Origin of the sequence: Haloferax sulfurifontis (assembly GCF_014635105.1) — an archaeon.
Classification (GTDB): Archaea; Halobacteriota; Halobacteria; order Halobacteriales; family Haloferacaceae; genus Haloferax; species Haloferax denitrificans.
Window position 1 is genome coordinate 565,377 of sequence record NZ_BMCI01000001.1, and the last position, 15,161, is coordinate 580,537.

At 68.9% G+C, this 15,161-nt stretch carries 14 protein-coding genes; 11 read left to right on the plus strand and 3 right to left on the minus strand.

All coding sequences use genetic code 11. The features are described 5' to 3' along the window. Positions 1-9: 9 nt before the first annotated feature. The 3 genes from IEV64_RS03055 to IEV64_RS03065 form a co-directional block, all read right to left on the minus strand. Entirely contained in the window at positions 10-756 is a 747-nt protein-coding gene (locus tag IEV64_RS03055; RefSeq protein WP_188423111.1) for a response regulator, read from the minus strand. A gap of 99 nt (positions 757-855) precedes the next feature. After that, positions 856-2,760 carry a molybdopterin biosynthesis protein gene (locus tag IEV64_RS03060; protein WP_188423112.1) on the minus strand — a complete coding sequence of 635 codons (1,905 nt, stop codon included), beginning with the start codon at positions 2,758-2,760 and terminating at the stop codon, positions 856-858. After that, positions 2,757-3,977, minus strand: a complete 1,221-nt coding sequence (locus tag IEV64_RS03065) for a molybdopterin molybdotransferase MoeA (protein WP_188423113.1) — start codon at positions 3,975-3,977, stop codon at positions 2,757-2,759. The genes IEV64_RS03060 and IEV64_RS03065 overlap by 4 nt, the downstream gene beginning before the upstream one ends. Before the next feature lie 150 nt (positions 3,978-4,127). Here IEV64_RS03065 and IEV64_RS03070 point away from each other — a divergent pair, with 150 nt between their 5' ends. The 11 genes from IEV64_RS03070 to IEV64_RS03120 all read left to right on the plus strand — a co-directional run bounded on the left by IEV64_RS03070 (position 4,128) and on the right by IEV64_RS03120 (position 14,696). Next, positions 4,128-4,496: an Hsp20/alpha crystallin family protein gene (locus IEV64_RS03070; RefSeq protein ID WP_004062650.1), complete on the plus strand. Its 369-nt coding sequence runs from the start codon at positions 4,128-4,130 to the stop codon at positions 4,494-4,496. Between the two features lie 8 nt (positions 4,497-4,504). After that, positions 4,505-6,181 (plus strand): ABC1 kinase family protein, encoded by a 1,677-nt coding sequence (locus IEV64_RS03075; protein ID WP_188423114.1) that lies wholly within the window; start codon positions 4,505-4,507, stop codon positions 6,179-6,181. 57 nt (positions 6,182-6,238) lie between these two features. Further along, positions 6,239-6,667 carry a DUF5518 domain-containing protein gene (locus IEV64_RS03080; protein ID WP_007275662.1) on the plus strand — a complete coding sequence of 143 codons (429 nt, stop codon included), beginning with the start codon at positions 6,239-6,241 and terminating at the stop codon, positions 6,665-6,667. 94 nt (positions 6,668-6,761) lie between these two features. Continuing rightward, entirely contained in the window at positions 6,762-7,136 is a 375-nt protein-coding gene (locus IEV64_RS03085) for a translation initiation factor IF-5A (protein ID WP_004062652.1), read from the plus strand. A gap of 15 nt (positions 7,137-7,151) precedes the next feature. After that, positions 7,152-7,973, plus strand: coding sequence for an agmatinase (gene speB, locus IEV64_RS03090; RefSeq protein ID WP_007275661.1), 822 nt, complete (start codon positions 7,152-7,154; stop codon positions 7,971-7,973). A 54-nt stretch (positions 7,974-8,027) separates the two neighbouring features. Further along, positions 8,028-8,789 (plus strand): Nif3-like dinuclear metal center hexameric protein, encoded by a 762-nt coding sequence (locus tag IEV64_RS03095; protein ID WP_188423115.1) that lies wholly within the window; start codon positions 8,028-8,030, stop codon positions 8,787-8,789. Positions 8,790-8,870: 81 nt separating this feature from the next. Beyond that, positions 8,871-9,896 carry a deoxyhypusine synthase gene (locus tag IEV64_RS03100; protein ID WP_188423116.1) on the plus strand — a complete coding sequence of 342 codons (1,026 nt, stop codon included), beginning with the start codon at positions 8,871-8,873 and terminating at the stop codon, positions 9,894-9,896. Positions 9,897-10,034: 138 nt separating this feature from the next. Then, positions 10,035-10,724 (plus strand): helix-turn-helix domain-containing protein, encoded by a 690-nt coding sequence (locus tag IEV64_RS03105; RefSeq protein WP_049920603.1) that lies wholly within the window; start codon positions 10,035-10,037, stop codon positions 10,722-10,724. A 115-nt stretch (positions 10,725-10,839) separates the two neighbouring features. Beyond that, the gene (locus IEV64_RS03110) at positions 10,840-12,240 is read left to right on the plus strand and encodes an APC family permease (protein WP_007275657.1); all 1,401 of its coding nucleotides are present in this window, start codon (positions 10,840-10,842) and stop codon (positions 12,238-12,240) included. After that, positions 12,233-13,504 carry a M20 family metallopeptidase gene (locus tag IEV64_RS03115; protein WP_007275656.1) on the plus strand — a complete coding sequence of 424 codons (1,272 nt, stop codon included), beginning with the start codon at positions 12,233-12,235 and terminating at the stop codon, positions 13,502-13,504. Before IEV64_RS03110 ends, IEV64_RS03115 begins: the two co-directional genes overlap by 8 nt. Before the next feature lie 118 nt (positions 13,505-13,622). Continuing rightward, a complete protein-coding gene (locus IEV64_RS03120; protein WP_188423117.1) occupies positions 13,623-14,696 on the plus strand; it encodes a hypothetical protein in 1,074 nt (357 codons plus the stop codon). Positions 14,697-15,161 lie beyond the last annotated feature (465 nt).

The window sequence follows — 15,161 nt, forward strand, 5'->3', positions numbered from 1 at the left end:
AGACGACGCTCAGGAGAGCGTCCGCTCGGTCGACGGGCGGGCGAAGATGTCGCCGGTGCTCGTGACGGCGACTTGGATGTCCTCGTAGGGGAACCGGACCTCGATGCCGGGGCGCTCTTCGTCTTCGACGACGGGGTGGAGCAGTTCTTCCAGCGCGTCGGTGTCGATGTACTCGTACAGCGGCGTCTCGATGGCCGAGAGTCCGCCGTAGGACTCGACGGACTCCACGATGACGATGCCGAGCTCTTCGTCGCCGAGCCACTGCCCGACGAGTTCCCAGTCGTCGTCGACGCCGAACGACGCCTCGGCGGTCGCGGCGGCGTGTTCTTCGAGGGCCCGCGTGACCGCGGAAACCCCGACAGCGAGCGCGGAGTCGACGCTGTCGTCGTCGACGAGGTCGCGGACCCGCTGGAGGACCGTCGCGAGGTCGCCGGGACCGGCTTTCTGGACGTACTCGGTGACGCCGGCGGTTGCGGCGACGTCGGCGACTTCGGGCCACTCTTTCGCCGTGAACAGGAGGATGGGGATGTCGGCGTGTTTCTGTCGGACTGCCTTGACGAGCGGCACCCCGTTCGGGAGGACGAGCGAGTCGCTCACGACGCAGTCGACCGACTCGGCGGCGATGACGTCGAGCGCCTCGGTCGCCGACTCAGAGGTGAGAAAAGAGACGGCGTCGAGTTGGCGGAACGCGGCGGTCGAGAGGGCGAGCATCTCGGGGTCGTCGTCGACGTGTAGGACCTTCAGAGGGCGGTTCATATACCAGATATACACGCTACGTGGATAAAAACGTTCCACTTAGTTTATACTTCAGCGAAACGCGAATATCTGAACCGCTCCCGGCGGCTTTCTAAAACGTTACCGCGGCGCTTGGCCCCTCTCGACTCCTGCGAGGGCGGCAAACACGTCGTCGCTTGCCGCGAGCGCGTCGCGGAACGAATCGACGCCGGGTTTCTCGGCCCGGTCGGGGTTCGCGAGGACGGCGACTGGCTGTGTCCCGAGCGAGACGAAGTCGAGCCCGAGCGAGTCGGCGGTCGCGCGGAGACCGAGTCCGGCGTCGGCGCGGCCGGCGGCGACCGCCCGCGCGGGGCTTTCGAACGCCTTCGACCCCCGGTCGAACCCCTCGATGGACTCGACGAGTTCGTGGCGGGTCGTCCCGCGCTCGTCGGCGAGGGCGGCGACCGCGTTGCCGAGGTCGGTCCGCAGACCGGAGTTCGAATCCCGGTTGACGAAGCTGAGGTCGCCGTCCACGAGGTCCACGAGCCCGGACAGCCCGTCGGGGTTGCCTGCGGGAACCACGAGTCCCCACTCGCGGGTCCACGAGCCGAGTTCGACCGCGTCGATGCCGTCCGTGGCGTCGCCTCGGTCGCCCGCAACGACGGCCACGTCTGAGATGCCGTCTCGGAGCCGCCGCAGGCCCTCGCGGGAGCCGAACGGAAGGTACCGCGGCGACGACACGCGGTCGAGCAGGCGCGAGAGCGCGGGGTCGTCCTCGCCGACGCCGAGCAGGTCCGGCGCGCGAACGTCGGGCGAGAACAGTTGGACCGTCACCGACTCGCCCTCGGCGAGGTACTCCACGTCGGCCGGGACCTCGACGACGCCGTCGGCCTCGACGAGGCTCGTCGTCGCGCCCGACCCCTTGTCGACGGGGTAGACGAGCGTGTTCCCGTCGCCGTCGTCGACGAGGCCGACGGGCATGAGCCGCGTCCGCCCCTCGGCGTACCGCTCGCGGGCGGCCATCGCGCCCTCGACCGTCGCGGTCCGGGGTTCCGGGAGGCCCGCGGCGTCGCGGACCGCCGGCGCGACGAACGTCCGGAAGATGGTGAGCGCCGAGACCGGGTACCCAGGCAGGCCGATGTAGGCGCTCCCCTCGCCGAGCGTGCCGACGAGCATGGGTTTGCCGGGCTTGACGGAGACGCCGTGAAGCAGGAGCTCGCCGCGCTCTTCGACCACGCGGTAGATGACGTCGACCGCGCTCGCCGAGGTCGAGCCCGACGAGAGCACGAGGTCGCACTCGTCGGCCGCCCGCCGGAGCAGGCGCTCCATCTCCTCGTAGTCGTCGCCCGCGTGGGGGTAGAGTTTCGGGACGCCGCCGGCCTCTTCGACCCCCGCGGCGATGGTGTAGGAGTTCACGTCGTAGATTTCGCCCGCCTCCGAGCGCAGTTCGTCGCCCGGCCGGACGAGTTCGTCGCCGGTCGAAACGATGCCCACGGTCGGCTTCCCGCGGACCGGCACCTCGTCGACGCCGAGCGCCGACAGCAGGCCGATTTCGCGGGGGGTCAGGCGCGTGCCGGGGCCGAGCGCGCGAGCGCCGGCGGCGATGTCGGTCCCGGCGGGCATCACGCTGTCGCCGGGCGCGACCGCCGAGTAGACGACGAGCGAGCCGTCTCGCTCCTCGGTTCGCTCCACGATGACGACGGCGTCCGCGCCCGGCGGCATCACCGCGCCGGTGGAGATTTCGACGGCGGTCCCGGCTTCGACCGTCACGTCCGGTTCGGTGCCGGCGTGGACCGCTCCGGTGAGGTCGAGTTCGACCGGGTCGGCCTCGTCCGCGCCGAAGGTGTCGCGGGCGCGGACCGCGTAGCCGTCCATGCTCGCGCGGTCGAAGCCGGGCACGTCGAGTTCGGCGTCGATTCGCTCGGCGAGGACGCGGCCGCGGGCGTCTTCGAGCGCCACGGTCTCCGCGTCGGGCGTCAGGTCGAGCGACGCGATGGCCTCGCGGGCGTCCTCGGGGGAGGCGAGGTCGCGGAACTGCTTTCTCATGCGGACCACTCCCAGCCTTCGACGGCGACCGTGTCGCCCTCGTCGTAGCCCTCTACCTCCTCGGGGACGACGACCCACCCGTCCGCGAGCGCGACGCTGGAGAGGATACCCGACCCGCTCGTCCGGGTCGGCTCGGCGGTCTGCTCGTCGCCCGACGCGTCGAGTTTGACGCGGGCGAACGTCCGCGTGCCGGGCGAACTCGGGAGCTTCTTCGTGAGCGTCGCCTCCTGCGTCGGCAGGGGACGCTCGGGGAGCGAGCCGACGTGCTTCAGCACCGGGCGGAGGAACTGGAAGGCGTTGACGACGCAGGCGACCGGGTAGCCGGGGAGCATCACGACCGGCGTGTCCTCGACCACGCCGACCGCGACGGGGTGGCCGGGTTTGAGGGCGACGCCGTGGACCAGCACCTCGCCGATGTCGTCGACCACCTCGGGGATGAGGTCGCGCTCGCCGACCGACGACCCGCCGGTGGTGACGACCACGTCGTGGTCGAGGTCGGCCTCGACGGCCTCGCGGAGCAGGTCGGCGTCGTCGACGACGATGTCGCGGTAGCTCGCCTCGCCGCCCCAGCGCTCGACCAGTCGGGAGACGGTCAGGCCGTTGGTCTCGATGACCTCGCCGGGGCCGGGGTCGGACTCGACGAGCTCCTCGCCGGTCGGGATGACCGCGACGCGGGGGCGTTCGAACACCGTCACCTCCTCGACGCCGACGGAGCGAAGCAGGCCGATATCGGACGGGCGAAGCTCGTGGCCGGCCTCGAAAAGCGGGGTTCCCTCACGCACGTCCTCGCCGCGCTCGCCGACGTTCTCGCCCTCCGCGAGCGCGTCGAACACTTCGAGTTCGTCGCCGAGGCGCTCCGTGTGTTCGACCATCACGACGGCGTCGGCCCCGTCGGGTACGTCGCTACCGGTGTGGACGCGGGCGGCGGTTCCCGGCTCGACCGGGCCGTCGACGATTCGGAGGACGTTCGGCGAGCGGCCGCTCGCGCCGAAGGTGTCCGACGCGCGAACGGCGTAGCCGTCCATGGCGGCGCGGTCGTAACCGGGCACGTCGGCGGGCGCGACCGCGTCGTCCGCGAGCGCCCGGCCGTCGGCCTCGGCGAGCGGTCGGCGCACGGTTCGGTCGTGCGGCGTCGCCGCCGCGAGAAGCGCCTCGCGGGCGTCCGACAGCCGCGTTCGTTGCTTGAACCCGGCCGTGCGTCGGTCGTCGTGGTTCATACCGGCCCTTCGGTTCGGGGGGCAAAAAGCGTCGGCCTCGGAGGCGTCGGCTGGCGGTTTCCGAGTCGGTAAGTGGTTAGTATCGCCCTTGCGCTCGCGCGAGCGCGCGAGACCGCCGGGTTTTTCGACCCCGACTCCCTATGACCGTTCATGTCAGCACTGCGCGACGCGCTGTCCGACCTCCCGGACGCGGTGTTCGCCGACCTGTTGGAGTCCGAGACGTCCTACCTCTTGGTCCTCGACCTCCCGGGCGTGACCGCCGAGACGGCGGAGCTTCGGGTCGAGAAGGGCCGCCTGGTCGTCGAAGCGCGACGCGACAAACAGCTCCCCGCCGAGTTCGACTACGTCCGCGAGGAGCGCCCGCTGTTCCTCGACGCCGAGGTCCCCCTCCCCCCGGACGCCGTGGCCGACGAGGCCGAGGCGTCGATGGAGCGCGGGACGCTGGAAATCCGCCTGCCCAAGCGCGAGGCCGCCTCCGAGCGGACCATCCCCATCACCACCGGCGACGAAGACGCCTGACGAGGCGGGTGGTCACGCTGGTCAACCTCCGCGCCTACTGGCGGTTCCTCGTCGTCCTGTATCAGTTCTTCCCGCTCATCGTCGCGTACACCCGTGACAAGCGGAAGTACCTCCTGTTCGGCGGCGGCCGACGCGTCACGACCGAGATGCGCGTCAAGCGCGCCGACGTCCTCCTCGAGTCGCTACTGACGCTCGGGCCGACGTTCATCAAGCTCGGACAGCTCCTGTCGACGCGCCCCGACATCCTCCCCCCGGAGTACATCGAGGTGCTCGGAACCCTCCAAGACGACGTGCCACCCGCGCCGTGGGACGACTCGAAGGCCGTCCTCGAAGCGGAGCTCGGCCCCGTCGAGGAGGCGTTCGACGCGTTCGACACCGAGCCGATAAGCGGCGCGAGCCTCGGACAGGTGTACGTCGCCGAGTACGAAGGCGAGAAGGTCGCCGTCAAGGTCCGCCGCCCCGGCATCGAGGACCTCGTCGAGGCCGACCTCCGGGTGATTCGGTGGTCGATGCCGCTTCTCATGCGCTTTATCGGCGAGGGGCGAGCGTTCTCGCTGGAGAACCTCGCCGACGAGTTCGCCAAGACCATCCGCGAGGAGATGGACTACGCCGAGGAGGCCGAGACGCTCCTCGAGATTCAGGAGAACTTCGCGGACGACGACACGCTCGTCATCCCCGAGCCGATTCCCGAACGCTCCGACGATCGGGTGCTCACGATGGAGTACCTCCCCGGAACCAAGATAAACAACATCGAGGCGCTGGACGACCGCGGAATCGACCGCACGGAGTTGGCGACGAACCTCCAGCGAATCTACCTCCAGATGATCGTCGACGACGGCGTGTTCCACGCCGACCCCCACCCGGGGAACCTCTCCGTGACCGACGACGGGCGCATCATCTTCTACGACTTCGGGATGCACGGCGAGGTCGACCCGTTCATCCAGGAGAAAATCGTGGAGTTCTACATCGCCGTCGCCAACCAGGACGTCGACGGCATCCTCGACACGCTCATCGAGATGGGGACGCTCAGCCCGAACGTCGACCGGCAGGTGATGGGCGACGTGATGGAACTCGCCATCGCCGACGCCCGCGGCGACGACATCGAGCAGTACCGCGTCAACCAAATCCTCGAACAGGTCGAATCGACCATCTACGAGTTCCCGCTTCGGCTCCCCCGGAACCTCGCGCTCGTGCTCCGGGTCGCCGGCGTCGTCGAGGGGGTTTGTGTCACGCTCGACCCCGAGTTCGACTTCATCTCGGTGGCGACCGACTACCTGACCGAGGAGGGCTACCGCGAGGAGAGCGTCCAGAAAATCATCGAGGGCGTCGGCCAGCAGGGCCAAAAGACCGCCCAGTCGCTGTTCCGGGTGCCGCCCAAACTCGAACGCGTCCTCGACCGGGCGGACCGCGACAACCTGACGCTCAACGTCCGGCTGGAGGACAACCGCGGCGTCCTCGACAAGCTGGCAAAGCGGCTCATCTACGGCATCTTCCTGTCGTTCGGCTTCGTCTCGACGGTCATCATCTACGCGCTGAACCCGGAGAACCTCGTCGCGGTGGGCGCGGCGGGCGCGCCGACGGGCGTCGTGGCCCTCCTGCTTTGGCGGTCGTTCCGTTCGCGAAAGGGCATCCGGACGACGCCGCAGTTCACCCGGCAGAACCTCAAAGAGCGCCGCAGAGAGTAATCAAAGCTGAGAATCGGGCGCGTAATTTTATCGGCTCGCGGGGACACGCTCTCTGCCATGACGGAGTGGCGACCGGTGCTCGTGGGGGTGTGTCTCGCCGCGTGCACCGAATCGCTCGTCTACGCGATGACGGGGCAGTTCACCCTCGTCGGCGGGGTCACGGGGAGCGCGCTCGCCGGCTACGTCGTCGGCACGGACCCCGCCGACGGCGGGTGGCACGGCCTCATGGCCGGGGTCGCCTGGGGGTGTCTGCTGATGCCGCTTTCGGTGCTTTTGACCTTTCTCGAACGGACGCCGATTCTGTTTCCGTTCCAGTACGTCATCCCGCTGGTCGAGACGCCCGGCGAGCTGACGACCGCCATCATGCTCGCGCTCGCACTGCCAAACGTCGCGTCCGGCGCGCTCGGGAGCCGCGCCAGACGCGACGCGACGGGGACGTGGTTCGACCCGGAGATGGCCGAGGTCGACGCGGTCGAAGACGCCTGACCGAACCGGCCGACGCCCGCGATTTTCACGGTAAGGAGTCGCGTGCGAAGACGGTTCCAAACCGTTTATACCTTCCATCCGATAACGGAGAGACATGGCGAAAGAGCAGAAGCAGGTGCGCGAGCTCCAAGAAGGAAGCTACGTCATGATGGAAGAAAAGCCGTGCAAGATCAACGCCTACAGTACCGCCAAGCCCGGTAAGCACGGTAGCGCGAAGGCGCGCGTCGAAGCCCGCGGCGTCTTCGACAGCAAGAAACGCTCGCTCTCCCAGCCTGTCGACGCGAAGGTGTGGGTGCCCATCATCGAGCGCAAGCAGGGACAGGTCGTCTCCGTCACCGGCGAGGACGCCCAGATCATGGACCTCGAAACGTACCAGACGTTCACGATGCGCATCCCCGAGGAGGAAGACCTCAACCCCGAAGACGAGATCGAGTACCTCGAGTACGAAGGCCAGCGAAAGATCGTCTAAACGGGGGCCACAGAGATGTTCCCCGGAGCAACCGCAGACCGCGAGGTCGCCGACTACGTCCTTCTCGGCGCTCCGCTCGACATCTCGACGTCCTTCCAACCCGGAACCCGGTTCGGACCGAACCGAATCCGTCGGTTCGCCGAGTCGTTCGACGACTACGACCGGCGCACCGACCAGTTTTTCACCGACTTGCGCGTCCACGACGCGGGCGACGTCCGCGCGTGGGACGACGCACCTGAGTACGTCGAATGGCTCTCCGGGAGCGTCCGCGACGCCGTCTGGGACGACGCCGTCCCCGTCGTCCTCGGCGGCGAACACACCGTCACCGCCGCCGGCGTCACCGGCGTCGAACCCGACGTGTTTGTCTGTCTCGACGCCCACCTCGACCTGCGAACGGAGTACGACGGCAACGAGTGGAGCCACGCCACCGTCACCCGCCGCGTCCTCGACAAACTCGGTGTCGACGAAGTCGCGATTCTCGGCGCGCGAACCGGCTCGCCCGACGAGTGGGAGCGCGCCGACGCCGACGACGTGACCGTGGTCGAACCCGAGGCCGTCGCCGACTGGGACCCCGACTTCGAGGACGACCAGTCCGTCTATCTGAGCGTCGATATCGACGCCGCTGACCCGGCGTTCGCACCCGGAACGGGCACGAAAGAGCCGTTCGGCCTCACCTCTCGGGAGATGCGAGACGTTGTCCGAGCGGTCGCGCCCCACGCCGACGGCTTCGACGTGGTCGAAGTCAACGACCGCGACGACGGGCAGGCCGCGTCGCTGGCGGCGAAGCTCCTCCGGGAGTTCGTCTTCTCGCACGCCGCCGGGCGGGCAGACGAGTAACCGACTCGCGGCGAACCCCGTTCCTTACAAGTTCCCGAGTCACGACTCCCCGGTATGCAACTCTCCGACATCGTCGCCCGACTCGACGAGACGCTCGCCACCGACGACTTCGCCGACGTGGACGCCAGCGCCAACGGCCTGCAGGTCGGCCCCGACGAGAAATCGGTCGAGAAAGTCGCCTTCGCCGTCGACGCCGCGGAGGCGACCATCGACGCCGCGCTCGACGCCGACGCCGACCTTCTCGTCGTCCACCACGGTCTCGTCTGGGGCGGCCTCGACCGGCTGACCGGCCGCGACTTCGACCGCGTCGAGCCGCTGATTCGCGGCGACCTCGCGCTCTACGTCTCGCACCTCCCGCTGGACGGCCATCAGGAACTCGGCAACGCCGCCGGCGTCGCCGACCACCTCGGCCTCGTGGACACCGAGCCGTTCGGGTCGCTCGGGCCGATTCACATCGGGCAGACGGGAACCTTCGAGTCGCCGAAGGCGGCCGACGAGATTCGGGCGGCGCTCGACGACCTCGACGGGAGCGCGGGCACGACCGTCCTCGACTTCGGTCCCGACGAGATTTCGTCGGTCGGGGTCGTCACCGGCTCCGGCGTCGACTGGCTGGACGAGGCCATCGACCGCGGCGTCGACGCGCTCGTCACCGGCGAGGGCAAACAGAAGGTGTACCACGAGGCGCGCGAGGCCGGCGTCTCGGTGTTCCTCGCGGGCCACTACGCGACCGAGACGTTCGGGGTGCGGAGCCTGCGGGGCCTCGCCGACGAGTGGGGGCTGGAGACCGAGTACGTCAGCCACCCGACCGGGCTGTAAGGGCGACCGAACGCCTGCCAACCCGCCGCACGGCCTCGCCGGACCGGGGCGTTCAAACGCTCGGCCGACGCACTCCCTCGCATGAGCGACCACGACGATGACGGCTACGAGATGCCGGACCGCGAGGAGTTCACACACGACCCGCTGGGCCACGCCGAGGTCCGCGGCGGCATGACCGTCGGCGAGTTAGTCGAGCAGTACGGCCGCGCGGGCATCGGCGCGGCCGACGTGCACGAGGCCGCCGACATCTACGCCGAGATGCTGGCCGACGACGACTGCACGGTGTTCATGTCGCTGGCCGGCGCGATGGTCCCGACCGGGATGCGTAAGGTCGTCTCCGACCTCATCCGCGACGGCCATGTGGACGCCCTCGTGACGACGGGCGCGAACCTCACCCACGACGCCATCGAGGCCATCGGCGGAAAGCATCATCATGGGTCTCAGAACCACGGCGAGAAGACCGAACGCGAGCACGACGAGACGCTCCGCGACGAGGAGGTCGACCGCATCTACAACGTCTACCTCCCGCAGGAACATTTCGCGCTGTTCGAGTCGCACCTGCGAAGCGAGGTGTTCCCGGCGCTGGAGGAGGAGGGAACCGTCAGCATCGCCGACCTCTGCCGCGAACTCGGCCGCGCCAACAGCGAGGTCAACGACCGCGAGGGAATCGAGGAAGACGCCGGCGTCGCCGCCGCGGCCTACGAGGCCGACGTGCCCATCTACTGCCCGGCGGTTCAGGACTCCGTCCTCGGCCTGCAGGCGTGGATGTACTCGCAGACCTCGTCGTTCTCGCTGGACGTGCTGGCCGACATGACGCCGCTGACCGACCTCGCGTACGACGCCGACACGGCCGGCTGTCTCCTCGTCGGCGGCGGCGTCCCGAAGAACTTCACGCTCCAGACGATGCTCGTCACGCCCGGCGCGTACGACTACGGCGTCCAGATTACGATGGACCCCGCCGCGACCGGCGGCCTCTCGGGCGCGACGCTCGACGAGGCGCGCTCGTGGGGCAAACTGGAGAAAGACGCCCGCAACACGACGGTCCTCGGCGACGCGACCATCATGCTCCCGCTTCTGGTCGCCGCGGCGCGCGAGCGAATCGAGTAAGCGCCGCGAGGGTTTCGACCGACCGCGATTGCCGAGACCGCCGCGACCGTCGAGACGGTCCGCGCCGACCGGCCGTCGCGTCGCATCGAGTCAGGTTGGATACCTTTTTACCCGGCGAGCGCCCTTCCATGCTAACGAATGGCACGAGAGGGAGGACGGGGCGCTCGGGTCTGTCTCGACATCTGGCACCCGGACTGCTGGACGCTACAGGTGACCGCGGAGACGAGTGGGGGGCTCCTCGGTCACGGCGTCCACGAGATAGACGGCCTCGCCAACGGCCGTTTCACCGCCTACGCCGACACGACCGAGGAGGTGGACGAACTCGTCGCGGCCGTCCGCGCGTCCGACCTGACCGAGTCGGTGTGGGAGACCGACGACCACGCCGGCGACGCCGGGGTGCCGGGGAGCGCGGCCCGTGGTATCGTCGTCCGCTACGACCTCGGGAACTCCATCAACGACGCCCTCGTCTCGCGGGGGTTCATCCCCGACGAGCCGGTTCGCATGCAGGGCGGCCGCGAGCGCTGGACCGTGCTCGTCCACGAGACGCGGCAGACCGTCCACGAGCGGTTAGAGGAGATTCGCGAAGAGCGGAACGCCGACATCGACGTGGAACTCATCACCGCCCCCGAGGACGGCGGCGGCATGTTCCGCACCGACGCGCTCTCCGAGCGCCAGCGCGAGGTGTACGAACTGGCCCGCCGCCGCGACTACTACACGTGGCCCCGCGAAGTGAGCGCGGCGTCGCTGGCGGGGGAACTGGACATCTCGAAGGCGACGCTTCTCGAACACCTCCGGAAGGCGGAGTCGAAACTGCTCGGCGACTACTGAGCCCGGGTTCGGGTCCCTCGCGTCGGGTTCTATCGGGAGAGCGGCGCTCGCTCTCCCGCCGCCCCACTCATGAGAGGGAGGGGTACTTTGCCCGACAACCGACCCATGTGATAGCATGTCATCGGTAGACGTGAACGACGGACGGAGTCTCTCGCGGGACATCGGACTGTTCGGCGCGGTGAGCACCGTGGTAGCGGGGACGCTCGGAGCCGGGCTGTTCGTCACCCTCGGCACGGCGAGTTCGACGACGGGACCGAGCGTCATCCTCGTCGTCATCCTCTCGGGACTGCTCGCGATGAGTATCGCGCTCAACTACGGCTGGATGGCGACTATCTTCCCCGGCGCGGCGGGGTCGTACGCCTACGTCTCGCGGGCGTTCGACAGCCGCCTCCCCGGGTTCGTGGTGACGTGGTCGAAGTGGCTCGGCTACATGGCCGCCGACGCGGTTCTCGCCATCGGCTTCGGGAGCTACTTACAGGTGTTCTATCCCTCGGTGGACCCGACGCTCGCCGGCTTCGGCCTACTGACGGTCCTCTTTCTGGTCAACCTCGTGGGCGCGAAGAGTTACAGCCGCTCGCAGAACGCCATCTTCGGCTTTCTCATCCTGTCGATACTCGTGCTCGTCGGCCCCGGGCTGTTGAACATCGACGCCGCGAACTACCAGCCGTTTTTCACCGGCGGCTTCGACGGCTTCGTCGCCGCCGCGGTCCCGCTGTTCTACGCCTACATCGGCATCGCCGTCGCCGGGCAGATGGGCGCTGAGGTGAAGAACCCCTCGCGGAACCTCCCCCTGGCGATGGCCGGCGGCACGGCCATCCTCATCTTCCTGTACGTGCTGACCGCCGCCGTCATCTACGGCGTCGTCGGCGACTACACGGTCCTCGCGAACTCGGCGCGGCCGCTCTCGACCGCCGCGGAAGTCTTCCTCGGTGACATCGGCACGGCCATCGTCGGTATCGGCGGCCTGCTCGCCACCGCGTCGTCGGTCCACGCGGTCATGGCCGCGGGCATCAAGATGCCCTACTCGTGGGCGTGGGACGAGGTGTTCCCCAAGAAGTTCTCGGCGGTCTCCGACCGCTTCGGGACGCCCCACTGGTCGCTTCTGACGCTGTACGTCGTCGCCTCCGGCCTCACCTTCTGGAGCACCGGCCTCAGTCAGGCCATCGCCATCGCCACGTTCAGCTACCTCATCGCCTACGCCGCGGTGTCGATAACGGTGCTGTACGTGCTCTACAGCCGCACCGACCTCCGCGCGGAGGCGGGCTTTTCGCGCCCCGCGCTCCTCACGCTGACGGGGCTCGTCGGGTCGCTCGGCGCGGTCGGCCTCCTGACCGAGGCGTACAAGGGCTCGCTGTCGATTTACGTCCCGTGGGTCGCCGTCGGCCTCGTCGTCTTCGGCGTCTACTGGTACCGCGGCCAACAGAAGGACCACGACGTCGAGGCCATCCTCGGGACGCTCCCCGGCGTCCCCTCCGACGAGTACAACCCGTCGGTCCGCGGGGTGAGCGATGACTGACGACGCGACGCCGCGCGGGGACCGCTCGGGCGACTCCGACCTCAACCCGGACACCAGTCTCGACCTCGACGCCGCTCCCCGCGTCGACCCCGACGAGACCATCGACCTCCTGCAGGAACTCGTGCGGATTCCGAGCCCGTACTTCGAGGAGGCCGAGATAAGCGAGTTCGTCTACGACTGGTTGGACGCCCGCGGGCACGACCCGGAGTACCACCACGTGAGCGAGCCGGACATCACGGAGTACGAGGGCGACAACGTCGTCGCCCGACTGGAGGGGTCGGACCCGGACGCGCCGACGCTCCTGTTGAACGCCCACATGGACACCGTGAAACTGGTCGAAGACTGGGACGAAGACCCGTGTTCGGGCCGCATCGAGGACGGGAAACTGTACGGACAGGGCGCGTGCGACATGAAAGGCGGCCTCGCGGCCGTCATGGTCGCGTTCGACGCCCTCGCCGACTGCGACCTCGCCGGCGACGTGCTCCTCACGGCCGTCGTGGACGAGGAGGGCCCCTACGGACTCGGCACCGACCGCCTCATCCGCGACGGCGTCGTCGCCGACTGCGACGCCGCCATCGTCACCGAACCCGGCCCGATTCTCGCACAGGAAGACATCGAGAACCCGGCGCTCCTCCTCGGCGCGCGCGGTCGCTACTTCTACGACATCGACGTCCGCGGACAGGCGGCGCACGGCTCGAAACCCGAGACCGGCGTCAACGCGGTCGTCGAGGCCGGCAGACTCGCGGCCGCGCTCGACGACCTCGACGTGGGCGACCACCCGAAACTCGGGTCGGGTTCGACCTGCCCGCTGAAAATCGAGGGCGGAAGCCAGACGCTGTCGGTCCCCGAGCGCGCCCGCCTCATGGTCGACCGCCACGTCGTCGTCGGCGAGACGCTCGAAGACGCTCGCGCCGACGCAGAACGCGCCGTCGAGGAACTCGGCTTGGAGAGCGAGGTCGACGTGGGGTTCCGCGAGTCGCCCGACGAGGGCATCCGCTACGGCCCCTACGTGACGGACGACGACCACCCGCTCGTTTCGGCCCTCTCGGACTCGACCCGCGCCGTCTCCGGCGTCGACCCCGCCTACGGCTACTTCTCCAGCGTCGGCGACTTCAACTACCTCGGCGACCGCGCCGGCCTCCCGACGGTCATCGTCGGCCCCGACGGCGAGAACATCCACGCCGCCGGCGAGTTCGTCTTCACCGACGACGTGGTCGACGTGGCCGACATCGTCGCCGACGCCGCCGTCCGATTCCTCGGCTGAGGCGGCGGTCGGCGTCCGGGTCCCCCGTATCGACTTCGGCCCCGCTTCGCCGCGCGCGTTCTCAACGCCGAGAACCGGGCGCAAACACATAACAGCCTCGCCCGGCACCTCGGACGCAATGACTGCGCCCCGTCTCACGTCGGTCGTTTCGGACCGCTCCGACGTCGAACTCGCCGCCGTCTTCGAGCGGGTCTGGGGGGCGCGAGGCTACGAGACGCGCGTCCGCTTCCGCGGCCCCGACGTGCACGTGGAGGCCACCGGGAAGACGCCCGAGGGCGCAAAGCGCGACCTCCGAATCTGGATTACGACGACGGGCACCGTCACCGCGGACAAGGCGAGCGCGTTCGTCCGGCGGTGCGAGCGCGCCGGCATCGAACCCTACGTGGCGGCGGTCGGCGGCGGGCGAGTCGCCTCCGACGCCCATCGGCCCGGCCTCGTCGTCCTCGACGCGCCGGCTATCGCCGTCGAAATCCGCGAGGCCGGCGTCGAGTCGTTCGTCCGCGACCTCGCCGCCGGGGCGAGCGGTGCGGGCGGCGACGGCGACAGCGAGGCCCTCGACTCCGAGAGCGAAGGCGACGACCCGGAGGCCGACGGGGCCGACCGACTCACCCGCCGCGAGGCGCTCAAGAAGGCCGGCACCTACGTCGCCGGCGGCCTCGTCACCTACCTCGCCGCCGAGCGCGTCTCGGATGTCGTCCAGCAGTCGCCGGAACTCCGCGCCGCGGTCGCCCGCCGCGCGGCGTGGCTCGACGCCCGCCTCCCGGACGTGCGCCTCCCGACCGTCGAGTGGTCACTCCCGACGCCGCAACCACTCTCCGAGGAATCGACGCTCCCGAATCGAACGACTGCGGTGGCGACGCCGACGAACGCGACGACGATTCCGTACGGCGACCTCCGGACGAATCCCGAGTCGTACGCGGGAACGAACGTCACGTACACCGGTCGCGTCGAGGAGACGATGGAACGCGACGAGACTCGACTGGCGCTCGTCGCCGTCGAGGACGACCGCGGGCGACTCAGCGGCGACGTGGTCGCCCGCTGGCCGACCGGCCGCTTTTTCGACGACGACATCGGCTTTCGACTGCTCGCCGACGAGCGCGTCCGGCTCTGGGGCGTCGTCGCCGGCGAGGGCTCGATTTCGGGCGCCGTGCGGTACCCCCGCATCGACGTGTCGGTGTTGGAGAAGGTGTGAGCGAGTCGGGAGCGGGACGAACGAGACCGATGGTGATTACTCGCTCGCGGGGCGAGAGCGAGGTGGCCGATGACGACGGCACCGTTCCGAACCGAACTAGGCACTCGGTGATGCGGAGCCCTATGAGTGCCGAGGCCAGCTTTCTATCCAGACAGTTGGGGAGATGAACGAACGTCAGAGAGTCGCGTTTGCCATCCGCTGAGAGAGGACAGTTGTCATTTACAGCCCGATACAGTGCACTCTGCGGCGTCACATAGAGCTCGTGATTCGGTGCGCGATCCGCTTTCCACTCACCAGTCACAACCGTGGTACAGAAAAGCGAGTCTCGCTACGAGTGCGGCGAGGACTGGGTCAAAATCCGTTCACCGGGGGGAGGTACAGAACGAGTCTCAAGGTCTGTTCGTGGCATCTCGGTTCCCGCTTCCCATATAGACGGACGAGAACCTGGCTCCGTCTGTGTTCTGG